Source organism: Clostridium lamae (assembly GCF_033043255.1).
In the GTDB taxonomy this organism is placed as follows: domain Bacteria; phylum Bacillota; class Clostridia; order Clostridiales; family Clostridiaceae; genus Clostridium; species Clostridium lamae.
Window position 1 is genome coordinate 100,383 of record NZ_JASCQJ010000001.1, and the last position, 24,538, is coordinate 124,920.

The window sequence follows — 24,538 nt, forward strand, 5'->3', positions numbered from 1 at the left end:
ATGCTGAGTTTTATCCTTTATATTTTTAGAAAGATATAATATATAGTGATAAAAAGTGCTGATTATTAATGCGTATGTCGACTTGGAGCGAATGCGACGGAGACAGTAGCATAATAATCAGCACTTTTTATTTATAGATTATTGAGCAGTTAGCATATATTCTTTCCAATCGCCATTTTCTATATAAATAGCTTCATCATGGAATTTTGGATCTATATCCTTATTATAAAAATAAGAATAACAATCTTCATAGCTTTCATCATCAGTTAATTTTACTTTTACAATTTTTCTTGAGTATTCATTGTTTGGATTCCCTTCACCTAAGAAGCCTTCCATTTTATCCATTGGTGCCAGTGTTGCATCATAATCAGTAAGTTCAACAACTTCACCTACTATGGTAGTATTTCCAGGTAATACTGCTGGATATCCTTTATAAGGCATGTGGTATAATTCAAAACCACTTATTTCAGCAGGTCTTATAGAATTAATTTTTCCCTTTAAATAAAGGTCATAATTAAAAAAGCCTTCTCTTAAACTACCATATACAAAGATATTTAGTTTCTTATTCATTAGCAGATAGTTCCACCTATAGTTTTTATATCTGATGAATTTTCTATAACTGCTTTTATGCTAAGTTCTAGCCCTTTAGTTATATCATCTGCTGACATAGATGGCATATTAGGCTTTGTAGTTGCTTGAGCTGGAATACATGGAACATGTATAAATCCACCTCTCATATTTGGATATTTTTTATCTATTAAGTATAAAATTCCGTACATAACATGGTTGCATACGAATGTTCCAGCTGTATTTGATACAGAAGCAGGAATTCCATTGTCATTCATTTCTTTTACCATAGCCTTTATAGGTAGGTTAGTAAAGTATGCATTTTCACCATCTTCATATATAGATATATCAATTGGTTGATTACCTTCATTGTCTTGAATTCTTGCATCATCAATATTTATAGCGACTCTTTCTGGAGTGATTCCGAATCTTCCAGCAGCTTGTCCAACAGATATTACTACATCTGGATTATGCTTTTCTATATTTTCTTCTATTTTTTCTAGAGCTTTTCTAAATACAGTAGGTATTTCGATTTTTATAATCTCTTGTCCTAAAATAGTGTCTGGTAATTTCTTAACAGCTTCTAAAGCTGGATTTACACTTTCTCCACCAAAAGGATCAAATCCTGTAATTAATATTTTCATTTATAATCCTCCTTATGTATTAAAATGCTAAGAAGTACATTAATGGTATATGAATTGCAAGTAAAATTATTGCAAATATAGCTTGTGTTTTTATAACAGCATTCTTATCTTTAGTTTCTAATAATGCTACTGGTAATATGTTGAAGTTAGCAGCCATTGGAGTCATTAAAGTCCCACAGAAACCAGCTGTCATAGCTAAAGCAGAAGCTATTATTGGATCTCCACCTTGAGCAAATACAAATGGAACTCCAATACCAACAGTTATTACTGAAAAGGCAGCAAAAGCATTCCCCATAATAGCAGTAAATAAAGCCATTCCTAAACAGTAAGCTGTTATTCCTACAAGTACATTACCTTGTGGTATTACGCCAGAAATAATATTTGATATAATATCACCAACACCAGCTGCTGTGAATAATGCACCAAGAGCAGCTAATAATTGTGGTAATATTGCAGTAGCACCAACAGCTTGGAACATTCTATTACTATCTTCTATAAACTCACTAGGTTTAGCCTTTGTAATTATAAATGTAGCTATTAGAGCTATAATTGCAGCAATACCTACAGCGGCTACACCAGATATTTCAGTGAATTGTGCAATAACTAAAGCAACTAAAGCGATTATTAATGATGGAACAAAGATTTTTATTCCTATTTTACTTGCTTTTAAATTTGCAAAAGTAGTATCTAATTCTTTTATAGTTCCAATATTAATTTGATTAAAGGCAGCTAAAACACCTATTATCACAATTAAAAAACCACTTACAACTGGAGGGATAACATCTCCTAGTATAAATATAACACCAAGTATTCCCCAGAATAATGCAGTTCCATATTTAGTTTTATGATTCTTATCTTTTAAAGTAAACATCATAGTTAATGTAAAAAATAAACCAACCATAATGTAGAATATTTCTAATAGTATATTTGAAAGTGTCTTAATATCCATATATTCATCCTACCTATTTTTATATTTTTTAGCTAATTTCTTATCTAGTAAATAGTTTTGGATAACTCCTAAAATAAATGCTATTACAGCAACAGGAATTGAAGCCTTAGCAATTTGTAATGTATCAACGTTATAACCAAGTGTTTCTAAAGTACCAGCTATAAGGAGAACCCCTGAATTTGCTAAGAATACATTTTGACCAAAAAAGTTACCATAGTTATCAGCAGCTGCTGAATGGGCTTTTATTAGATCTTCATCTTTTTCATCAAGTTTACCATATTTTGAGATTGATGCTCCTTGTGCCATTGGATTAATAAGTGGTCTAACAAATTGAGGATGTCCACCTAATTTTACTGCCATTGCAGAGGAAACCTCTCTAATGAATAAATATCCAGATATAAGCTTACCTGTAGATAATCCTTTAACTTTCTTTATTAGCATAATTGCCTTTTCTTTTAATCCATATCTTTCACATAGACCTATTACGGGTAATGTTAAAAGAAATAAACACATCTCCCTTTTTTGCACAAATGTTTGTCCTAAAGTCGTAAATATTTCGGAAATGCTCATATCAGCAACTAATCCAGTTACAATACCAGAAAGAATTACAACTGCAATAGTATTAAATTTAAGTGCAAATCCAACTATTATTATTAGTATTCCAATTAACGCCATCTCTTATCGAATCCTTTCGAAATTTGTAGTTTTTTTATACAACGATTTTATTATATAAATTTTTTTGAAAAAAATCCATAGAAATTTTTGAAAGTTTATACAAAAATAAGTTTTAAAAATACATAATAGATAATTTTTTTGAAAAATATACATATATATATCTAAAAAACAAAAAATTAATATAAAATATAATTAAATTAAAAACACAAAGGTAATTTTAGAAAAAAAGTCAAAAAAACATTTACATTTTAAATTTAATATGGTATCATAAAAACATAATTGAATAAGTAGTGTGTTACTGGTAAAGCAGGCAAGGACTAAAAATATTATAGGTGTACTATAGCTATATCTATAAGTTTTGGTCCTTTTTTTATTTTATAAGTTATTTCTAATAAATAATATTCAAATTGTAAATAATAAGTTTTAGAGGAACACTCTATTTTAGTATTATCATTTCAGTGATTTAATTATTATTTTTATATTTTAAGGAGGAATTATAAATGTTACAACAATTACAAAGAATCGGTAAAGCTATAATGCTTCCAATAGCAGCATTACCAATTGCAGGGATTCTATTAGGTGTTGGTGGAGCTTTATTAGGAATTGCAGGACTATCGAATCCACCAGCAGTTTATCAACCATTAATAGCTTTTGTTAATATACCAGTTGTTACAGCAATATTAACAATAATGAAAAATGTAGGAGATATAATATTTGGAAACTTACCTTTATTATTCGCAGTAGGTGTTGCAGTTGGACTTGCTAAAAAGGATAAGGGAACTGCAGGATTAGCTTCAATATTTGGTTTCATAGTTATGAACCAAGTTATATCTTCAATGTTAGCATTAGGATTAACTCAATTAGGTGTTATTACTCCAGATGCAGTTGGTGAATATGGTACTTATGTTACTACTAACTTAGGTATATTTACATTAAATATGTCAGTGTTCGGCGGAATTATTACAGGTATAGTTACAGCAATATTACATAATAAATATCATACAATACAATTACCACAAGTTATTGGATTCTTCTCAGGATCGAGATTTGTTCCAATAGTTACTTCATTAGCTATGGCAGTAGTTGGTGCTATATTAGCATTCCTTTGGCCTGTAGTTCAAAATGGTATAGGTATTCTTTCTGAATTAGTAAGAAATGCAGGAGCTATCGGAACATTCTTCTATGGAGTTATTGAAAGAGCATTAATTCCATTTGGATTACACCATGTATTCTATACTCCATTCTGGTATGGATCATTTGTTGAAGGTAAAATATTAGTTGATGGTGCATGGCAAACAGTTGCAGGTGCTAATACAGCTTACTTTGCACAATTATCAAGCATGAGCAGCTTAGTTGGAGCATCAGCAGCAGATATGGCTACTATAGTTTCTGGTACTACAAGATTTATGGCTGGTAAATTCCCATTCATGATGTTTGGTCTTCCAGCAGCTGCATTAGCTATGTATAAGACAGCAGCTCCAAGCAAGAAGAAAGTTGTTGGATCATTATTAGCATCAGCAGCAATTACAGCATTACTTACTGGTATTACAGAACCAATTGAATTTACATTCTTATTCGTTGCACCAATACTATACGTAGTACACTGTATATTAGCAGGTTTATCATTCATGTTAATGGATGTACTTAATGTATTTATTGGTATGACATTCTCAGGTGGTTTAATTGACTTTACATTATTCGGTTTATTACCAGCAGGAGCAGGAGTTCCAACTCATTGGTTAAGATTAATCTTAGTTGGTATAGTTTATGCAGTAGTTTACTACTTCTTATTCTTATTCATGATTAAGAAGTTCAACTTAAAGACTCCAGGTAGAGAAGATAGCGATGAAGAAGTTAAACTTTATTCAAAAGCTGATTATCAAGCAAAAGCTGGGATCCCTCAAGCTGATATAAATGAAAAATCTAAAGGATCTAACGGAACTAAGAATGAAATTCAAGAAAAAGCTCCAGCAGTATTAGCAGCTTTAGGTGGAGAAGAAAATATAGTTAGCGTTGATGCTTGTATCACAAGATTAAGAGTAGAAGTTAAAGATAAAGCAAATGTAAATAAAGATGAATTAAAAGCATTAGGAGCAGCAGGAGTAGTTGAAGTAGGTAATGGAATTCAAGCTATCTTTGGTGCAAAAGCAGATGCTTACAAAAATGAAATTAAAAATATCTTAGATATAGACTAATTTAAGTAATAAAAAGCTCGAAATTTATTTTCGGGCTTTTTTTATTTATATAAAAGTATCAATAAAGACATAATATTATCATGAATAATAATAATAAATTTTATTAATGCTTTAATCTTATTGTATTAATAATTAGGAAAAGAGGGAGAGAGGGAAAATGAAAAAAATAAAAATAATTAGCATAGTAACAATCTTTATATTATTAGTTATAGCAATAATTTATACTAATAATAGATTTGCTTCTAAAAATAATTACACAGTAGCAAAAACTTCAAATGCTGATCTTACTTTTGGTGTATTTGGAGATATTCATGATAATATTACACATTTGCAAAATGCAATTAATGATTTTTATACAATAGACCCCAATATGGATGCGTTAATCCTCAATGGAGATGTAGTGGATCAAGGGTTAGATAATCAATATTATTCTGTAGAGAAAGCTCTAAGTAAAAATAAGAATTTATTGCCTAAAATAATTATTAAGAATATAGGAAACCATGAGTTTTTTGACTATAATATTGAAATTAATTCAAAAGAGCAAGTTCAAGATTTTATTAATAAATATCTAGAGTTTGCAGGAGAGAAAAAGGTGTACCATGATAGTTGGATAAAAGATTATCATTTTATATCATTAGGTTCTGAAGATGGTAATTCTGAGACTATCAATTCTGTAACAGCATTTCTATCTAATGAACAAATTCAATGGTTTAAAGAAAAGTTAGCAGAAAAATATGAAAAGGGAAAACCTATATTTGTGTTTTTGCATCAACATTTAGAATATCCTAATAGTTCATGGGTTGGAGTTGAACAAGCAGAAGAATTAAGAGAGATATTATCAGAGTATCCAGAAGTAATACTATTTTCATCCCATACACATAGAGATATTGATAAAGATAGTGTATCTTTAAATAAACCATTCACAATAATTAACACAGGAGCTATTCATTATACACTAGTTATTGATTCAAATGAGGAACGTGGAGTGAGAATGGAAGAAAATTATGTTAATGGAATTTATGTTGAGGTGAATGGAAATGATGTTACAATTAAAGGGAGAGACATAAAAGAAAAAAAGTGGAGATACGATATTGAAGTTTCCAAGTAGTATCTCCATAAATTAATATAAAGATAATATTTATAAATATGGGGGCAAAAGAATGAATGTAGGAATTATAGGATTTGGTGGAGTGAGTAAAGCTTTTATTAATTTATTAATTGAAAAAGAAGCTTATCTTAAGAAAAGGGGACTAGAATTAAAAATTAAATATATTATAAAAAGCAATGGTGGAGTATATAATACGGATGGAATTAATTTGAAAGATATAGTTAGAAATAATTATGAATTACAAAGCTTTGATTTCAACAAAGATATTAATATAGGAACTATTATAAAAAATAAGGATATAGATATTTTAGTAGAACTTACAAGTACTAACATAGATACTGGAGAGCCAGGGCTTACGCATATTAAATTGGCTTTAGAAAATTCTATTAATGTAGTTACAGGAAATAAAGGACCAATATTGTTACAATACAAAGAATTAAAAAATATAGCTAATAAAAATAATGTTGCTTTAGAAATAGGTTGCACAACTGGAGGTGCCTTACCTTCTATAAATGTAGGGAGCTTTGATATAGCAGGTGCGGATATACTATCTATTGAAGGAATATTAAATGGAACTAGTAATTTCATTTTGTCTCAAATGTATGAAGAAGAGATGGATTATGAAGAAGCTTTAAATAAGGCTATTACTTTGGGAATTGCTGAAGCTAATTATAAATTAGATGTAGAGGGATTTGATACAGCATCTAAAATATTAATTTTAGCAAATGTATTAATGGATTCTAATCTAACTTTAGATGATATTGAAGTAGAAGGAATAAACAATTTTAATAAAGATATCATTTTAAAAGAAAAATACAGAGGTAATAAAATAAAATTAATAGGAAAAGTTTATATAGAAAATAACAAGCTTAAATCTTATGTAGGACCAGAAGTAATAAGCAGTGAACATCCATTATATTTTGTAGATAATAAAAGTAAAGGGGTATGTTATAAAACAGATACTCTGGGAGATATAAGTGTTATAGGTGGCGCATCAGGTACTATAAATGCAGCTGCATCTATCTTAAGAGATATAATTAATTTGAAAAATAGGGTTATTTAATATAAGGAGAAGGTATGAATAGAGAAGAGAAAAGGGTATTAAGAAATAAGATTTTATCTATAAGGGACTCTTTAAATATAGAAATTAAGAATGAAATGGATAAAGAAATTTATAAAAAGCTAATAGAGTCTGATTTATATATAAAAGCCAATAATATATTTATTTATCTAAGTTTTGGTAGTGAAGTAGAAACTAAAAATATAATAGATAAAGCATTAGCAGATAAAAAGAAAGTATTTATACCTAAGATATATAAAGATGACAAATCTATGAAGGCTATTAGACTAAAATCCTTTAATGATTTAAAGAAAAATTCAATGGGGATATTAGAGCCTATTGATGATAGTAATTATATTGAAAAAGAAAAAATAGATTTAATAGTAATTCCAGGTTCAGTATTTGATTTTTATGGAAATAGAATAGGGTATGGTGGAGGATATTACGATAGATATTTAGAAGATATAAAAGAAATTAATAATAAGATAGTACTAGCATATGACCTACAAGTAGTTGATTTTATTGAGGCTGAACCTCATGATATTAAGTTTAATTATATAATAACTAATACAAGATTTAGAAAAGCCACCAGTACCTTTAATTATTAAGATAGATAAGGTCATAAATAATAAACCCTACAATATACCACCAGGGTTTTATAGTTGTGCTATAATTCAATCTGCAAGTTTAAAAAAGAGGTGGTTTATGAAAAAATATAGAACATCTGAGGTTGCTAAAATTATAGGAGTTCATTCTAATACAATATTGGCTTATGAAAAGTCAGGATATGTAAGTAAGGTGAAAAGATCGACTAGCGGATATAGAATTTATACTGATAATCATATTGAACAAATTAAGTTAGTAAGATTAGTTTTAACTAATGAGCTTATAAAAACCTATATGTGGTTTAAGGTTAGAGATATTTTAAAGATAATTGGAAAAGAAGATTTAAACTCTGCTTTCATATTATGTAAAGAATTTTTAAGTGATGTACAAAGAGAAAAGTTAAATGAATATAGAGTAATAGAAGATATTAAAAGGATAGTGAAAGAGCATATAGAAAAAGCCGAGAAATTTTCGTTACATAGAAGTGAAGTAGCAAAGTTGATTGATGTATCTATTGACATAATTATTAATTGGGAAAGGAATGGAATATTAAGTGTTCCAAGAAACAATAAAAATAATTATAGAGTTTATTCTGAAAAAGAAATACTAATATTAAAGGTAACAAAGCTTTTAAGAAAAGAAAATTATTGTACCCAGTGTGTAAGGGGGATGATAAAAACATTAGAAAATAATGATTTTAACTTTATAAATAAAGAAAATAAATTATTATCTAAAATTGAAGAAAAAGAAGAAGGTTTAAAAAGATTAATGTTCAAATTATATGAACTAATTAACGATGGAGTTTTTAAAAAAGAGGAGGAATAGAATGGAGCAAGAGTATATTGTATTGCAAGGATGTAGAGAAAATAATTTAAAGAATATATCACTAAAAATACCAAAGAGAAAGATAACAATATTCACAGGAGTATCTGGCTCAGGGAAGTCATCAATAGTATTTGAAACAGTAGCAAAAGAAGCAGGACGTCAATTAAATGAAACATTCAGTGCATTTATAAGAAATTTTTTACCTAAATATGGAGAGGCTAAAGCTGATCATATAGAAAATTTATCTACCCCTATAATAATTGATCAAAGTAGGCTTGGGGGTAATTCAAGATCTACATTAGGAACTATTACTGATATTAATTCATATCTTAGAGCTTTATATTCAAGATTTGGAAGTATTAATCTTGGAAAAGCTAATGTTTTTTCATTCAATGATATACATGGAATGTGTCCAGAATGTCAGGGGATTGGAAAAAAGCTGATTCCTAATATGGAAGCTATAGTTGATATGAATAAATCTTTAAATGAAGGGGCAATTTTATTATCTGGTTTTGGTGTTGGTTCATGGTATTGGAAAATGTTTGCTGAATATGGATATTTTGATAATGATAAAAAAATATGTGATTATTCCAAAGAAGAGTTAGAGAAGTTTTTATATGTAGAGCAACATAAAATTAAACTAGAGAGCGAAAGTATAAATATAACTTATGAAGGTCTAATGGTTAAGTTCAATAGATTATACATAAATAAACAAGGAGAGACATCAGAAGCGGCAAAGAAAAAGCTAAGTGTTTTATTAAAAGAAGATAATTGCCCACTTTGCAAAGGAAGAAGGCTTAATCAAAGAGTTTATGAATGTTTAATTAATGGATATAATATTGCGGATCTAACTAGTATGCAAATTGATGAATTAATTAAAGTAATTAAGAAAATTGATGAACCTGAGGCAGAACCATTAATAAAAGGTGTAACAGAGAAGTTGAATAACATTATAGATATCGGGCTTGGATATTTAACTTTAGATAGAGAAACATCAACACTATCTGGAGGAGAGTCACAAAGAATTAAGATGGTTAAGTACTTAAATAGTAATCTTATAGACTTAATGTATGTATTTGATGAACCGAGCGTGGGACTTCATCCGAGAGATGTAAATAAACTAAACAATCTTTTAATTAAGCTACGCGACAAAGGGAATACAGTAATAGTTGTAGAACATGATCCTGATGTTATAAAAATTGCAGATCATATTATAGATGTAGGTCCAAGAGCGGGAAAGTATGGCGGGACAATAATGTTTGAGGGAAGCTACGAAAATTTACTTACATCAGGAACTTTGACTGGAAATGCACTTAATAAGACTTTACCAATTAAAGAAAAGGTAAGAGAGCATAAGGGGTATTTAGAAATTGTAAATTGTAATGAAAATAACTTGAAGAATATATCAGTTACAATACCACAGGGAGTTCTAACAGTAGTAACAGGGGTAGCAGGTTCAGGGAAGAGTACACTAATTAAGAGTGAGTTCATGAAACAGAATAAGGAAGCAGTTTTAATAGATCAAAGCGCAGTAACTGCTAATTCAAGATCTAGCTTAGCTACTTATAGTGGAATTATGGATAATATAAGAAAAGTTTTTGCTAAAGAAAATGGAGTAAAGATATCATTATTTAGTTATAATTCAGAAGGCGCTTGTGAGACTTGCAATGGTACTGGTGTAATAGAAACAAATTTAGCATTTATGGAAAATGTAAAAACTGTTTGTGATACATGTGAAGGTAAAAAGTTCAAAAAGGAAGTTTTTGATTATAAATTCCAAGGAAAAAATATAATAGAAGTTTTAGAAATGTCAGTTTCTGATGCTATAGATTTCTTTAAAGTAAAACCAATTAAATCAAAGCTTGAATTAATAGAAAAAATGGGTATTGGATATCTTTCTTTAGGGCAAACCCTTGATACATTATCAGGAGGAGAGTGTCAAAGATTAAAGCTTGCTAGTGAGTTAAATAATGAGAGTTCAATATATATTTTGGATGAGCCAACTACAGGACTACATATGGCGGATATAGAAAACTTCATAAATATTGTTGAAGGTATTGTTGATAGTGGAAATACAGTTATAATAATTGAACATAATATTGATATCATAAAAAGAGCTGACTGGATTATAGATCTTGGACCAGATGGAGGAACTAAAGGCGGAGAAATAATATTTGAAGGAATAGTAAAAGAATTAATTAATTGTCAAGAATCATTGACAGGCAAATATATAAATAATAACTAATTATTAGAGGTACTGTGAATGAAAGGCCTTCCGATTGAATAGCTACTATCGGAAGGCTCTTAAAAAGTAAATATTTATTTAGCTACTATTACCGATTTACAAAAAGTAGCCAGATAAATATGATTAATTGTAAAAAATTAGTATTAAGTCTTAGTTAATTTAGTATTTCTCCTATAATCTTAATAACATCATCATAATCAGAATATCCTTTAGAAATAAGATAAAAATAATCATCATATGTTTGTAAATATAGTCTTGGAAATGCTTCGGCTTTAAGCTGTTTCGCTAGTGTAAAATCATAATGTGCTTGTTGCTTATAATAATCTTCTTTCATCTTTTTGATAAATGAGTTTGGCTCTATTTCAAAATTCATAGCCAAATCCTTATAAAAGCTATCCGTGCTTGGATTACGGCCGTCAAGGAAAATAGAATGGCTAAGTTCACCAATGAATTCAATAGGAGAAAAAGAGGTTTCACAATCTCTAAAAACAGCAAGTGCTATTGCAGGAAGTTCGGAAGTTAATAGTACTTCTTCATTTCGTATCATTTCAAAAAAATTATTACCGAACTGGCATCCTGTTGTTTCTTCAATTTTTTTATAACCTTCTCTCAAACGGTTACTAGCTTCTTGACCACTCATTTCATAAAAAACTTCGTTAAATAGACAATCTTCTGTATCTTTAATTTTTTTATATCGTTTTTCTGTACGATAGTTTGCTTCTTTTTTGCCAGTTAATTTTATCCGATCACCAAGTATTAGCCCTCCACTCAAAATTTCAAAATCAAAATCCTCTTTATAGTTATCGTAAAGTTGTTTAACTATAGGTGTGAAAGCATAGCACCAAGGACATGCTGAATCATAAATATAAATAATCTTTTTCATTAAAATCACTCCTTTACTCTAAATGTTCATTTATTGATCGATAGAACGTCTTTAATCCTTAATCCAATTTCTTAATTCATTTTGTAGTACACTTTTCCATGTGTTGTCATTTTCTGGTTTGGATTGATCATCTTCAATGGTATAAACTTCTCTTTTCCAATGTTCTAAACGATCCTCCAATATAATTTTAGCCTTTTGCAATTCTTGAAGTTGATTTTCTATTTTCAAAAGTTTTTCTTCATAAAATTCTGTTACTAATTTAGAATCTAATAATCTGTTTTCGATTTTTAATTGACATTGTAGAAAATTAGCTATTTCTTCTGTTGAGGTACCAATATTTATAAGTACTTGGATTGTATTTACCCATATTACATCATCTTCACAATACTCTCTATAGCCATTTTCTAATCTATTAGGATTTAGAATACCTTGTTTTTCATAATACCTAAGTGATCTTAGGCTTACTCCAGTTCTTTTAGATAATTCACTTATTTTCAATTTATACACCTTCTTATAGATGGATTGCTATATTAGCATTATAAACTATGACATCATGTTAATGTAAAACGATATTTTTGAGATCTTAAGTACATGCAAATAGATTTACTTTTATATGAAATAAGATTAATATTGTTAATTGAAAAGAATGTATCTATAAACTATAATATAAAAAGATAATATGACTTGGTCAATTATTTTACATTCGAGTAAGAGGTGTTTTTATGTTTAATAAAGAGGAACTTCAGATTATTAATGAAGCTGTAAAAATGTATGAAGAAAAGACAACTAAACTTTTAGAGTCTAGTACCAATAATAAGGAGAGAATGGTTGCATATAATAGAAAGCAAAAGAAGGTTTGGTTACTTCAAAATAAGCTAAAAAAATTAATGGAAGAAAATAAATAGAATTATTTATATTAAGAAAGCTATATGGTAGCTTTCTTTTTTTATTATATATTGGTAAAATAAGGATAATAAGTATTTATATATCATTACTAATAAAAAAGATTATAAATAGAATTTTAATGTACTAAAAAATTGGGGGTGAAAAAAATGAGAAAGGTTGTATCTATACTATATTACATTATTCAATATTCTATTATTGGATTAAGCTTTCTTGCCTTCGCTTCAACTATGGAAATTATACCCTGGTATGAGCCTTCAACCATAGGGACATTTTTTATTCTTATGATAATAGCACCTATTCAAGTTTTACTTGCATTTATAGTTTTTCTTCTTAAAGAAAAGTTACTAATAAATAAAAGAAGTGTTATAGTTTCAATCACCAATTCAGTTATACTAGTTGGAATTGGAATAATTTCGGTATTAAAGGAACCTTTATTCTATCCACTATCTGTAATATTATCAATCGTAGAAGTTCTATTGGCTCTATATCTATTTATAACAATAATGAAAAGAAGATATTAATATATTAAAATCCAGCATAAGCTGGATTTTTTATTAACTCAATAATAGTTAATTATGTGCGTAATACGTATAACCATAAAACAAAACATAGATTAGTATAGTTCAATGGATATTGAACATTTAATTATTTTTATTTTGTGCTCCCCAGTCGCACAATTCTTCTAAAACAGGTAATAGGGTTTCAGCTTTCTGTGTTAGACTGTATTCTACCTTAGGAGGAATCTGAGGATACTCTTTTCGTTTTACCAAACCATCTGCCTCCAATTCTTTTAATTGAGAACTCAATATTTTAAAAGTAATAGTTCCTATTTGTCTTTTTAGTTCATTAAAGCGAACTGGTTGATTTTCTGCTAAAAGGTAAATAATCACCATTTTCCATTTACCACCGATTACTGACATTGTATAGCCAAAAGGTGTATCTTTAATATTTGTAATTTTACTATTAAAATCAGCCATTCCCATAATTACACTATCCTTTCTAATAGTAGCTATCAATAAAGTGCATACTATTTTTTTATTTGTGCTTAGTATATACTAAGCTTAATTCAAAGTAAAGGAGTGAAATAATGGTAAATATTAAAACTTATAATCACAACGTTCCTTGGGATGGTGAACATGGTATTTCTCAAGGATATTGTGTTAACGGAACCATATATATTTCTGGTCAATTCTCCCATGATATGCAAGGAAATTTTGTTGGTAAGGGTGACATAGAAGTACAGACAAGACAAACATTAGAGAATCTTGATAGAGTACTTGCTGGATTTGGAGCTAAGAGGTCTAATATAGCTGAGATTGAAATTTTTCTTACAGAGCCACAAGCACATTTTGAAAAGTGCATTAATATTTTTAAAGAATATGTAGGCAATCATAGACCAGCGGGCACACTTATTGGTGTTTCTGGTATGGCATTCCCTGAACAGTTAATTGAAATTCGTGCTGTAGCACATATAGACTAACACCTTTACAGTAATTAGCGAGATCATATAAAAAAGAAACTCAGGCTAGGCTGAGTTTCATCAATTAGTATTATGAAGTGTGAAATATAATATCGTTGCGACCTGGATCTTGCGACGGAGCAGACGATATTATATTCATACGGTCTATTTTTCTTTGTTTGCTATTTCTAATATTAATCTATTCTTTAATTCAGAAACTGGAATTGCACCTTCTTCGCCATTCTTTCTGCTTCTTACTGAGGCTTCATTGTTAGTAGCTTCCTTTTCACCAACAACTAGAATGTAAGGAATTCTTTCAAGTCTAGCTTCTCTTATTTTATATCCAATCTTTTCAGCTCTATAATCGCCATCTATTCTTATTCCTGCATTTTTAAATTCTTTAACTATTGATTCTGCATAGTCATTATATTTATCAGAAATAGGTAATACTATTGCTTGTTTTGGAGCAAGCCAAGTTGGGAATGCACCAGCATATTTTTCAATAAGCATAGCTAAAGTTCTTTCATAACATCCAATTGAAGATCTATGAATTATATATGGACGTTTCTTATTTCCATCTTTATCTATATAAGTCATATCAAATCTTTCTGCAAGAGCAAAGTCAATTTGGATAGTTATTATTGTATCTTCTTTTCCATGAACGTTCTTAAATTGGATATCAAGCTTTGGTCCATAGAATGCAGCTTCACCTTCAGCTTCTACATAATTAATTCCAAGGTGATCTAAGATACCTTTCATTAATACTTGAGTTTCTTCCCAAGCTTCTGGATTGTTTATATATTTTTCAGTATTGTTTGGATCCCACTTAGAGAATCTAAATGAAATATCTTCATCAATTCCTAAAGTAGTCATAATGTGATTGATTAACTCAACACAACCTCTGAATTCTTCTTCTACTTGGTCTGGTGTACAAACTATATGTCCATCAGATAAAGTAAATTGTCTAACACGAATTAGTCCATGCATTTCACCAGATGCTTCATTTCTATATAAAGTAGAAGTTTCAGCATATCTTATTGGTAATTCTCTATAAGAATGTTGTTCTGCATTATAGATAGTATATTGGAATGGACAAGTCATTGGTCTTAATGCCATTATTTCAGGATCTTTTTCTTCATCTCCTAAAACAAACATACCATCTTTATAGTGATCCCAGTGTCCAGAAACTTTAAATAAGTCATTCTTAGACATTGAAGGAGTCTTTGTGAATACATAGCCTCTCTTTTCTTCTTCATCTTCTACCCATCTTTGAAGAAGTTGAACTATTTTAGCACCCTTAGGCATTAATAGAGGTAAACCTTGACCTACTTTTTCATCAGTAGTGAAGATTTTAAGTTCTCTTCCTAATTTGTTATGATCTCTCTTTTTAGCTTCTTCTAAAGCTTCTAAATATGCATCTAAATCAGCTTTCTTTAAAAATGCTGTTCCATATATTCTTGAAAGCATTTTGTTTTTTTCGTCACCTTTCCAGTAAGCACCTGCACTTCTAAGAAGTTTAATAGCCTTAATTGATTTTAATGACATTACGTGAGGGCCAGCACATAAGTCAACAAAGTCTCCCATTTTGTAGAATGAAATAACTTCATCTTCACCTAAGTCGTTTATTAATTCAACCTTATATGGTTCATTAGCATCTTCCATTAATTTTAAAGCTTCTGATCTTGGTAATTCGAATCTTTCGATTGAAGGATTTTCCTTTATTATTTTTCTCATTTCATCTTCAAGTTTAACTAAATCATCAGCAGAGAAAGAGTTCTCAACATCAAAATCATAGTAGAAACCATCATTAATTGCAGGTCCGATAGCTAATTTAGCTTCAGGATATAATCTCTTAACAGCATATGCTAATACGTGAGATATACTGTGTCTTACGGCATCTTTTCCTTCTTGAGAATCAAATGTGCAGATTGCAAGTTCTGAATCTTCATTTACAGTATAACGTAAATCTACAACCTCTCCGTTAACTATTCCACAGTAAGCGTTTCTAGCTAGACCTTCGCTTATTGACTTAGCTATATCTAGTACTGAAACACCAGCTTCAAATTCTTTTACTGATCCATCTTTTAAAGTGATTTTAATCATTTTTATATTCTCCCTTCATGATTTTTAAAAATAAAAAAACTCCCATCCCTTCAATAATAGAAGGGACGAGAGTAACAAATTCGATATTTCCCGCGGTTCCACCCTTAATTGCCTTAAATATAGGCCTCTTAAGATATCGTAACGTGATATTAAACGGACTTTATTAGAGTCACTCAGAGGTGGTTTTCAACTATACTCAAGTAAGATAATTTCACCAAGCTTATCTCTCTCTGAAAATGAAAAATAGTTTACTCTTCTCTTCAACGCATTAAATATTTATTACTTATTATAATTATTAAATATATTAATGTCAACATAAAGAAATCTTTTTTAGCAAAATATGAGATTTCTTTTAAAAATTGAATATAAAATAAAATTTTAGCCAATATTAATATTATGGTAAAGATGTTCTAATTTTATTTCATTAAGTATAGTATAGGAGTATAGTTTACCACCCATTAGAGTTTTAATTACTTCCTTTTTTAAGTACCCTTCCTTATAGAGGCGCATTTTTCGTAGCAGCTTCTTTAAAGAAGAAGTGGTAATTCCTAAAAGTGAGTAAAGTTCCTTATCTGTATAGTAGTCTTTTGGTAAAAGTTTGAAAAGCCTTTTCTGCATTTCAAGCTTATATTTTATATCAGTTTCTATACAGTGATGAGGACCATTTTTGCCTCTGTGGTGATAGTTACAAAGATATTTGTAGTTTATCTTAATATCGTAACCACCTTCGTGTTTATGAACTATATGATGTATATCCGCTGTTGATCCACAAATTTCGCAGTGGTACAATGTCATGCCTCCTTTATATATCTTTAAATATATTATATTATTTTTTTTGAAAATAATCTATAATTTAAGAATATTATAAATATAAACATATTATTAAAAATAATAAATATTTGTAAATTAAAGTGTTTAATGTTACTTTGTTATAAAATTAAAAAACGTTTGAAATAAGGTAAAATATACTATATAATATACTTATAGTATATTTTATTTCTGAGCTGAAAGAAAGGTGATATTAGTGAGGCATAATTATGATTCCTTTGATTATTGGGATGAGCTAATTAATGAAAATCAGACTATTAGAGGGCATATGTTTATGGATAGACTTCCTGATGATAAGAGCATATACATTCATAGTTTAATATTTTCAAAAAATAATGGTCTTAGCAATATATGGTCTTACTTTCCTAATGAAAGAACTTTATTAGGATATATTCAATATTCTTTCTTACAAGAAGCTTTTTATAAATGGATTTATGGAAAAGAAAGATTAGTTGTGAGTATTCCGAATGTTTCTGTGGAGAGAATAATTGCTGACGGTGAAAAAAATAAAAAAATATCAAAAGAAGAAGCAAAAAACATGAGAAGACATCTCGATATGATTAAAAGTTATTGGAATTTACCTAAGGATAAATTAATCAAGTCATTACAAAGGTTTTCAAGAGATTTTAATAGAACTTGGTATGGAGATAATAAAGAGTTTTTATACTTAAAGGTATTTGAAAAACCAAAAGATTTGGGAGAATTTGTTATTAGTTCAAGCTATATAACGACGACTGAAGAAGACTTCATTGAAAGAACTGGAGTAGACATAATGCAGTGGCAGGGTATCTGTGAAAATGCTCATATGAATAGGCGAAACGGTGAGAAATTCAGAGATATATTATTAAAATCTCTTACTGAAATTATATAAGATTAGAAAATTTTTATTGACAGTAATATTATTGAAATATATAATGTTATTGTCAATAAATTATGCGGGTGTAGCTCAATGGTAGAGCCCTTGCCTTCCAAGCAAGTTACGTGAGTTCGATTCTCATCACCCGCTCCATATATGCGTTATTAGCTCAGTTGGTAGAGCACCTGACTCTTAATCAGGGTGTCCCGGGTTCGATCCCCTGATAACGCACCAACATAGAGGGATTAATTTTTAATCTCTCTTATTTTTTGTCTATATATAAACAAAGGAGGGAAAATATTGAATAACAAAGGTAATGGCTTTGCTTTAATTCCTTTAGCAGTATTTTTAGTGGTTTATTTAGGAAGTTCTATATTGGCAAAGGATTTTTATGCTATATCAATTATAATACCATTTTTAGCTGCGGCTTTAACAGCATTGATAATGAATAGAAAAGAAAAATTTGAGAAGAAAATAGAAATTTTTTGCAAAGGTGCAGGAAACACTAATATTTTATTAATGGTAATCATATTTATATTAGCAGGAGCATTTGCACAAGTAGCAAAGGATATGGGAGCTGTAGATTCGACTGTTAACTTAGGGCTTTCATTACTTCCAAGTAGTTTGTTGATACCTGGGATGTTTATAATAGGATGCTTTATAGCCTTATCAATAGGAACTTCAATGGGGACAATAGTTGCATTAGTTCCGATAGCTGTTGGAATAGCAAGTAAAACAGGTATAGAGACTGCTTTAGCAGTAGGGGCAGTTGTAAGTGGAGCTATGTTTGGAGATAATCTCTCTATTATATCAGACACTACAATAGCAGCGACTAGAACACAGGGCTGCGAAATGAAAGATAAATTTAAAATGAATTTTATTATAGTTTTACCAGCGGCAATAATTACAACGTTGTTGTTTATGTTCTTAACAAGGAATACAGATTCAATCACTTTAGGTGTATTAAATTATAACTTCATAAAAATTGTTCCATATATATTAGTTATAGTTACAGCTTTATTAGGCGTGAATGTTATAATAGTATTATTACTAGGAATATTATCGTCTGGATTAGTAGGTTTTATGTTTGGAAGTTTTGGTATTTTAGGATTTTTCAACTCAATATCAACTGGAATCAGTGGTATGAGTGAGCTTATAATAATATCATTACTTATTGCAGGAACAATAGAAATTATTAAGTATAATGGTGGAATAGATTTTATATTAAATAAAGGACTTAAGAACTTTAAGAGTAAAAGAGGAGCTGAATATGGCATCGCTACCTTAGTTAGTTTAGTCGATGTTTGTACAGCAAATAATACAGTTGCAATTGTAACTGTTGGTCCTATAGCAAAAAATATTTCTAATGAATATGACTTAGAGCCAAAGAGAGTTGCAGGTATTATGGATATGTTTTCTTGTGTTTTCCAAGGAATTATTCCATATGGAGCACAATTAATATCAGCAGCAGGACTAGCTGCAATTTCACCTTTCGCAATAATGAAATTTTTATTTTATCCATATTTGATGGGAATTTGTGCTATAATAGCAATATATATTCATTGGAGAAAAAAATAAAGGCTGTTGTAAAATTAAAATATATAACCAAGAAAAAAGATCTTGCTTTTAAAGCAAGGTCTTTTTTAATGAATAATGCATAATTGATAATGCATAATTAAGGAAATAACTCAGACAAGCTGAGTTATGCATTTTTCATTACATATTATGCATAATTAACAGTTGTAAAATAACTTAGCTGTGAACTTTTGCTTATATTATTCTTTATTGAGAACAAAAGTTTCAAATGCTTTAATGGCCTTGTCTCTCATAGTGAAATCATAGATACCATTATTTATTAATCGAATTGTGAAAAACATATTTTCCATTATTGATATTTTGTAGTCCTTAATAAATGTTTCATAGGAATATTCTTTAATGTTTTCACAAAGACAATGGTAATAATAGTCTATTAATGTTTTTGCATATTTCTTATCAGGCTCAATATGAAGGGCTAATAGCATTGCTAAATCTTCTGTGCAGAGACCGATTCTAATGGCTTCCAAATCAATAAATTTAACTGTCTTGCTGTTTGATTTTGAAATAAAGGTGTTTCCAGGGTGTAAATCACCATGAATAATTGTTATATTTTTTCTTGAATGAAATCTTGTATCTATATAATTGAGATATTGTTCCTTTAATAATTGGATGGCATCTTGAAAAAGGTTTAGTTTTTTTGAATCTATGGTATTTTCGTGAACATCCCATACCTTTGGTATTTTACCAGCTTCTTCGTCTCCCTTATATTTCATAAAATCTTTTTCCATTCCGTTTATATGAGCCAGTAGATTTTCTTTAGTTTTATGACGGAAGTTAAGCCCTATTTTCTCAAAAGCATTATCATTTTCCCAAAAAGTTGTATGCAGTTTTGCAGTTGCATATAATAAGGCATAATAATTTTCTCTAATTTTATTGCCATATTCATTATCTTCATCAAAATGAAATCCTTGAATATAATCATTCAAGTCTTCCATGAGAATAATTTTTTCCTGAAAATCAATGTAGTATATCAGTGGTAGTGTTACTGTATACTGGCTGAGAAAGCTGTATCCATATATTTCTTTATCATTATCAGAATATATTTTTTCAATTAACTTGATTTCCTTTTGTGGAGATGTAACAGTAATATATAAACTTGTATATCTAGAGTGTTTCTCAGATTTCAACCTTTTTACCACACAATTTCCTATGTTAGGGTTTGTTTTTTGAATAGCACCTATAATTGCATTGTCATCTAATCCTATTGTTTTTTCGGAAATATTATTATTTCCTAATTGTTGAATTACATATTTTGCGATTTGATCCGCCTGCATTTGAAGAACATTTGGCTTTTGCTCTTCAATTTTTGAGTCAAAGGAATAAGCAGGCATAATTATCTCATCAATGGTACAGTTAAAGATCTGTGAGAGAACAGGTAATAAAGATGTTTCTGGAAGTGAATGACCGTTTTCCCATTTACTGATTGCCTGAGGTGATATGCAGAGCATTTCGGCTAGTTTTTCTTGTGATAAACCATTCTTTTTTCGAAAGGAAGCAATTTTGACCCCGGTTTTTTTTATATCAAGCATAGAAGTTCTCCTTTTTAATTTTATTATCAGCGCCGATGACTTAATTATAACTTAAAAAAAATAAAAGACTATACAGAAAATAAGAAGTTCACTCAACTATAAGTTAACATCCTGCATTCTACATTTTACATTGTTCATTTAGATACTGTATTTTAGAGGCTTTTTATAATACAATAATACCAATATGTGTAAAATAATGTATAATATATTTAGGGGGGATTATTATGGGAAAAGTAAAAAGTAGAGAGAATCCTATTTTAGATAATTATATTAGAATTAGAGAAGAACTTAAAAATGAAGGCTATAGAGAAGAAAATTCATATATATCAATTTTAAAAGCTAATATTTTGGCTTTTTTAACGGCAGGTCCTTTTGCAGTATTATTTATATTTGTATATGGGTTTATATGGAAGGGATTTTATATTGAGATAACATCACCTTATTCTTTTCTTTGGGGGTGGATAGTATTACTAATATCAATTCCTGTTCATGAATTTTTACATGGATTTACTTGGCAATTTTTCTGCAAAGAAAGATGGAAGAGTATAAAATTTGGAGTTTTTTGGAGTAAGCTAACACCTTACTGTCATTGTAAAGAAGCTATAAGCGTTAAAGAGTATTTACTTGCGTTATTGATGCCATTTTTAATCCTTGGAATTGTTACAGGTATATTATCAATAATAATAGAAAGTCCATTTTTACTATTCTTTTCTGTTTTTAGCATTTTAAGTGCTGGAGGAGACACAACTATTGCCCTTAAACTCTTTAAGTACAGAAAAAATAAAAACACATTGATTTTAGATCATCCAACAGAATGTGGTTTTGTTGCTTTTGAAAAATAAAATAATAAGCTGTTACCCTAAATTATTAGTGTAACAGCTTACTTTCATGTCAATTTTTTGTAAGAAAAAATTTAATCCTTAATTCCTTCATTATTTCATTTCGATTTTGCGAATGCAAAAGAGAATCTTCATTCTTTCATTTCCAAAACTCCGTAGGAGTTTTAACCATAATTCTACATTCTACATTCTACATTTTACATTTCAATTAGGCATATGCTTTGAGAAGATATTCCTTCTCCAGTTCCAGTAAAGCCTAATCCTTCTTCAGTAGTAGCTTTTACGTTAATTTTCATTACATCAATATTTAATGCTTTGGCTATATTCTCACGCATTTCTTTTATATAAGGAGCCATTTTAGGCCTTTGAGCAATTATAGTAGAATCTATATTATTAATAGAATAGCCATTGTCATTTAATAATTTCCCTACTTCCTCAAGAAGTTTTATACTGGATATACCTTTATATTTTACATCAGTATCTGGGAAAAGAGTTCCTATATCACCTAGGGCAGAAGCGCCAAGTAATGAATCTATTATTGCATGAAGTAAAACATCAGCATCTGAATGACCGAGTAATCCTTTTTCGTAAGGAATAGTAACTCCACCAATTATTAAATCTCTTCCATCAACAAGGCGATGTACATCATATCCTAATCCTATTCTCATTTCCATACCTCCAAGACTATTATTTAAGACTATTTTACTCTATATGAAATTATAATATCAAGGATTTGTATAAAACTTAAGAAAATAGATGTCAGTGATATTTATAATACTTTTCTAAACGGGTAATGTGTAATGTTATTTGAAGTCTTTTTCTTTTTACGAGGTTTTATAACAAATATGTTGTTAAAAAATATCTTTATATTTATCTTCATATTATAAATAAAAAGTAAAGTCTTAGAAGTAATTTTCTTTCGTTTAAAAATAAAATCAACATAAATAATTTTTCTATTCATAAGTTACTCCTAAAAGATTAATGATTATAAATGTTTATGCTATAATATATGATAAATAAGTATAAAAGTTAATAGGGAGTGGAGTTTTTTTATGGAAAGAATCAGAAGAGTAATAGGACTGGTTTTAATCATAGCAGGGATATCTATTATTGTATCTATTGTTTATAAAAAGATAGATACTTTAAATAAACAAAAGGAACTTCAAAATATACTCGAAGAAGTTATAAATGAGGAATCTAAGGAGTTAACTAAGGAAGAAGAAGAAAAGTTAATGAATGGATATAAACCTATCGCCTTAATGGAAATTCCTAGTATTGATTTATCACAAGGAATAGTCGAGGGAATTACTGATGATATTCTTCAATATTACTTAGGAAAATTTGAAAATTCAGTTGCCCCTGGAGAAAAAGGAAATTTTTCTGTTGCTGGACATAGAGTTTCAGATTATTCAGAGGCGTTTGTTAATTTATACAAAGTAGAGATTGGGGATAAAGTATTAGTGAAGGCTAATAAAAAGGAATATGTATATGAAGTTACAGAAAATTTTATAGTATCTCCAGACAAAGTAGATGTTTTGGATAATACAGATGAATCAACAATAACATTAGTAACTTGTACTGTAGGAGCAAAGGAGAGGGTTATAGTAAAAGGAAAGCTAGTAGATGCTAAAGATATATAAAGTGGGGGATGGCAGTGTCAATAAATATCTTTGAATATGATAAATATAAATTTTCAACTAAGGCTCCAGTTAATTTAGCTTTAGATGATGTAGTAGGAAAGCGAGAAGAGGAGATTGAAAGGCTAAGGGAAGAACTTTTAAGTTATAAGATATTAATTAAAGACTTAATTCATAATGAACCTTCATATATACTAAGAAATAAAATACTAAATGTATCATATTTCATAATAGAGGATATAGAATTATTTGATTATTTAAATACTACTAAAAAGTTTCCTATTAATAGACTTCTAAAAAGAACACCTATTGATAAAGAGTTTTATCAAACTTGGAAAGAATATATAGTTGCTTTTGTTGTAATATTAGCAAATCCTACTTATAAGTATCTTCAGGAATACTTACAAGTTGAGGAGGCTGTATATGTTCCTAATTCTGAAGAAATTATACAAATAAATAAAGAGGAAGAACACAGAGGGATTATACTTCATAAGGGAGTAGGTTATGCTATTATTTTGACTTCTAAGGGAGAGTTTATTAAAGTTAAAGCTGGAAAAGATAATAAAGTTGGTGAAGATTTTGTTGGTAAAGAAAGTTTTACTTTTAAGAAGTATAAATTTCAAATCTCTATAATTGCAAGTATATTAGTTTTGATTTCGATAATAGGTATATTCCAATATAGGCTGGTAGATAAGACTATCGCTATAGAAACAACTTCTTTAATAACAATAGAAGTTAATAAATTTAATAAAATTATAGATGCATATTCTAGAACTGAAAAGGGAATTAATATGCTAGATAAATTAAAAATAGATAACGCTGATATTGATAACTCTATTAAAGAAATATTAAATTATTGTATGGATAATGAGATGATTCCGGAAACAGGAATTGTAATAAATGTTACTGGAAATCCATTAAAATATACTGCTTTACAAAGAACAGAAAAATTTATTGAAGAGCAAGGGCTACAAGTTAAATTAAATAACTCAGGAGATGAACATAAAGTAAGTCCATAAGTTAATAAA

Annotated in this window: 26 protein-coding genes, 2 tRNA genes and 1 other annotated feature; of the genes, 16 read left to right on the forward strand and 12 right to left on the reverse strand. The window is 29.1% G+C overall.

What is annotated here, in order from left to right; translation table 11 throughout:
- Positions 1–138 precede the first annotated feature (138 nt).
- From QK892_RS00430 to QK892_RS00445, 4 genes are read right to left on the reverse strand one after another with little or no spacing between them, the layout of a single operon-like run.
- Positions 139–570 (reverse strand): gamma-glutamylcyclotransferase family protein, encoded by a 432-nt coding sequence (locus QK892_RS00430; protein ID WP_317271543.1) that lies wholly within the window; start codon positions 568–570, stop codon positions 139–141.
- Complete coding sequence (gene pcp / locus QK892_RS00435) at positions 570–1,211, reverse strand: pyroglutamyl-peptidase I (protein ID WP_317271544.1); 642 nt, start codon at positions 1,209–1,211, stop codon at positions 570–572. The genes QK892_RS00430 and pcp overlap by 1 nt, the downstream gene beginning before the upstream one ends.
- A gap of 19 nt (positions 1,212–1,230) precedes the next feature.
- Entirely contained in the window at positions 1,231–2,160 is a 930-nt protein-coding gene (locus QK892_RS00440; RefSeq protein ID WP_317271545.1) for a DUF979 domain-containing protein, read from the reverse strand.
- Between the two features lie 9 nt (positions 2,161–2,169).
- Positions 2,170–2,835: a DUF969 domain-containing protein gene (locus QK892_RS00445; RefSeq protein WP_317271546.1), complete on the reverse strand. Its 666-nt coding sequence runs from the start codon at positions 2,833–2,835 to the stop codon at positions 2,170–2,172.
- A 500-nt stretch (positions 2,836–3,335) separates the two neighbouring features.
- Here QK892_RS00445 and QK892_RS00450 point away from each other — a divergent pair, with 500 nt between their 5' ends.
- The 6 genes from QK892_RS00450 to QK892_RS00475 all read left to right on the forward strand — a co-directional run bounded on the left by QK892_RS00450 (position 3,336) and on the right by QK892_RS00475 (position 10,874).
- On the forward strand, positions 3,336–5,030 hold the full coding sequence (locus QK892_RS00450; RefSeq protein WP_317271547.1) for a PTS transporter subunit EIIC: 1,695 nt from the start codon (positions 3,336–3,338) through the stop codon (positions 5,028–5,030).
- A gap of 157 nt (positions 5,031–5,187) precedes the next feature.
- Positions 5,188–6,138, forward strand: coding sequence for a metallophosphoesterase family protein (locus QK892_RS00455; protein WP_317271548.1), 951 nt, complete (start codon positions 5,188–5,190; stop codon positions 6,136–6,138).
- 52 nt (positions 6,139–6,190) lie between these two features.
- The gene (locus QK892_RS00460) at positions 6,191–7,201 is read left to right on the forward strand and encodes a homoserine dehydrogenase (RefSeq protein WP_317271549.1); all 1,011 of its coding nucleotides are present in this window, start codon (positions 6,191–6,193) and stop codon (positions 7,199–7,201) included.
- 14 nt (positions 7,202–7,215) lie between these two features.
- Positions 7,216–7,806, forward strand: a complete 591-nt coding sequence (locus QK892_RS00465; protein WP_317271550.1) for a 5-formyltetrahydrofolate cyclo-ligase — start codon at positions 7,216–7,218, stop codon at positions 7,804–7,806.
- Between the two features lie 97 nt (positions 7,807–7,903).
- Complete coding sequence (locus tag QK892_RS00470) at positions 7,904–8,629, forward strand: MerR family transcriptional regulator (protein ID WP_317271551.1); 726 nt, start codon at positions 7,904–7,906, stop codon at positions 8,627–8,629.
- A gap of 1 nt (position 8,630) precedes the next feature.
- Positions 8,631–10,874, forward strand: a complete 2,244-nt coding sequence (locus tag QK892_RS00475; protein ID WP_317271552.1) for an excinuclease ABC subunit UvrA — start codon at positions 8,631–8,633, stop codon at positions 10,872–10,874.
- Between the two features lie 154 nt (positions 10,875–11,028).
- On the opposite strand, the gene QK892_RS00480 is transcribed toward QK892_RS00475, so the two are convergent.
- A complete protein-coding gene (locus QK892_RS00480; RefSeq protein WP_317271553.1) occupies positions 11,029–11,757 on the reverse strand; it encodes a DsbA family protein in 729 nt (242 codons plus the stop codon).
- Positions 11,758–11,808: 51 nt separating this feature from the next.
- On the reverse strand, positions 11,809–12,255 hold the full coding sequence (locus tag QK892_RS00485; RefSeq protein WP_317271554.1) for a MerR family transcriptional regulator: 447 nt from the start codon (positions 12,253–12,255) through the stop codon (positions 11,809–11,811).
- Positions 12,256–12,479: 224 nt separating this feature from the next.
- On the opposite strand from QK892_RS00485, the gene QK892_RS00490 reads away from it, so the two are divergent.
- Positions 12,480–12,662, forward strand: coding sequence for a hypothetical protein (locus tag QK892_RS00490; RefSeq protein ID WP_317271555.1), 183 nt, complete (start codon positions 12,480–12,482; stop codon positions 12,660–12,662).
- A gap of 147 nt (positions 12,663–12,809) precedes the next feature.
- Positions 12,810–13,184, forward strand: a complete 375-nt coding sequence (locus tag QK892_RS00495; RefSeq protein ID WP_317271556.1) for a hypothetical protein — start codon at positions 12,810–12,812, stop codon at positions 13,182–13,184.
- Between the two features lie 120 nt (positions 13,185–13,304).
- On the opposite strand, the gene QK892_RS00500 is transcribed toward QK892_RS00495, so the two are convergent.
- Positions 13,305–13,646 (reverse strand): winged helix-turn-helix transcriptional regulator, encoded by a 342-nt coding sequence (locus QK892_RS00500; RefSeq protein ID WP_317271557.1) that lies wholly within the window; start codon positions 13,644–13,646, stop codon positions 13,305–13,307.
- A gap of 104 nt (positions 13,647–13,750) precedes the next feature.
- Here QK892_RS00500 and QK892_RS00505 point away from each other — a divergent pair, with 104 nt between their 5' ends.
- On the forward strand, positions 13,751–14,143 hold the full coding sequence (locus QK892_RS00505; RefSeq protein WP_317271558.1) for a RidA family protein: 393 nt from the start codon (positions 13,751–13,753) through the stop codon (positions 14,141–14,143).
- A gap of 144 nt (positions 14,144–14,287) precedes the next feature.
- Here the strand turns inward: QK892_RS00505 and thrS are convergent, their stop codons facing one another.
- Together thrS and QK892_RS00515 are read right to left on the reverse strand one after the other, a co-directional pair.
- On the reverse strand, positions 14,288–16,225 hold the full coding sequence (gene thrS, locus QK892_RS00510; protein WP_317271559.1) for a threonine--tRNA ligase: 1,938 nt from the start codon (positions 16,223–16,225) through the stop codon (positions 14,288–14,290).
- 58 nt (positions 16,226–16,283) lie between these two features.
- Positions 16,284–16,498: a binding site (T-box leader), on the reverse strand.
- A gap of 105 nt (positions 16,499–16,603) precedes the next feature.
- A complete protein-coding gene (locus QK892_RS00515) occupies positions 16,604–17,020 on the reverse strand; it encodes an HNH endonuclease (protein ID WP_394854991.1) in 417 nt (138 codons plus the stop codon).
- A gap of 229 nt (positions 17,021–17,249) precedes the next feature.
- Here QK892_RS00515 and QK892_RS00520 point away from each other — a divergent pair, with 229 nt between their 5' ends.
- The 4 genes from QK892_RS00520 (at position 17,250) to QK892_RS00535 (ending at position 19,487) form a co-directional block, all read left to right on the forward strand.
- Entirely contained in the window at positions 17,250–17,924 is a 675-nt protein-coding gene (locus QK892_RS00520; protein ID WP_317271560.1) for a hypothetical protein, read from the forward strand.
- Positions 17,925–17,988: 64 nt separating this feature from the next.
- A tRNA-Gly gene (locus tag QK892_RS00525) sits at positions 17,989–18,062 on the forward strand.
- Positions 18,063–18,067: 5 nt separating this feature from the next.
- Positions 18,068–18,143, forward strand: a tRNA-Lys gene (locus QK892_RS00530).
- A gap of 66 nt (positions 18,144–18,209) precedes the next feature.
- Positions 18,210–19,487: a Na+/H+ antiporter NhaC family protein gene (locus QK892_RS00535; protein ID WP_317271561.1), complete on the forward strand. Its 1,278-nt coding sequence runs from the start codon at positions 18,210–18,212 to the stop codon at positions 19,485–19,487.
- A gap of 197 nt (positions 19,488–19,684) precedes the next feature.
- Here the strand turns inward: QK892_RS00535 and QK892_RS00540 are convergent, their stop codons facing one another.
- Positions 19,685–21,034, reverse strand: coding sequence for a helix-turn-helix domain-containing protein (locus QK892_RS00540; RefSeq protein WP_317271562.1), 1,350 nt, complete (start codon positions 21,032–21,034; stop codon positions 19,685–19,687).
- Positions 21,035–21,258: 224 nt separating this feature from the next.
- Between QK892_RS00540 and QK892_RS00545 the strand changes: the two genes are divergently transcribed.
- Positions 21,259–21,876, forward strand: coding sequence for a DUF3267 domain-containing protein (locus QK892_RS00545; protein ID WP_317271563.1), 618 nt, complete (start codon positions 21,259–21,261; stop codon positions 21,874–21,876).
- A gap of 194 nt (positions 21,877–22,070) precedes the next feature.
- Here QK892_RS00545 and ispF read toward each other — a convergent pair whose 3' ends face one another.
- Positions 22,071–22,541 (reverse strand): 2-C-methyl-D-erythritol 2,4-cyclodiphosphate synthase, encoded by a 471-nt coding sequence (gene ispF, locus QK892_RS00550; protein ID WP_317271564.1) that lies wholly within the window; start codon positions 22,539–22,541, stop codon positions 22,071–22,073.
- Between the two features lie 101 nt (positions 22,542–22,642).
- Entirely contained in the window at positions 22,643–22,834 is a 192-nt protein-coding gene (locus tag QK892_RS00555) for a hypothetical protein (RefSeq protein ID WP_317271565.1), read from the reverse strand.
- Positions 22,835–22,925: 91 nt separating this feature from the next.
- On the opposite strand from QK892_RS00555, the gene QK892_RS00560 reads away from it, so the two are divergent.
- Positions 22,926–23,513 carry a class D sortase gene (locus QK892_RS00560; protein WP_317271566.1) on the forward strand — a complete coding sequence of 196 codons (588 nt, stop codon included), beginning with the start codon at positions 22,926–22,928 and terminating at the stop codon, positions 23,511–23,513.
- Between the two features lie 14 nt (positions 23,514–23,527).
- Positions 23,528–24,529: an anti-sigma factor domain-containing protein gene (locus QK892_RS00565; protein WP_317271567.1), complete on the forward strand. Its 1,002-nt coding sequence runs from the start codon at positions 23,528–23,530 to the stop codon at positions 24,527–24,529.
- Positions 24,530–24,538: the final 9 nt, after the last annotated feature.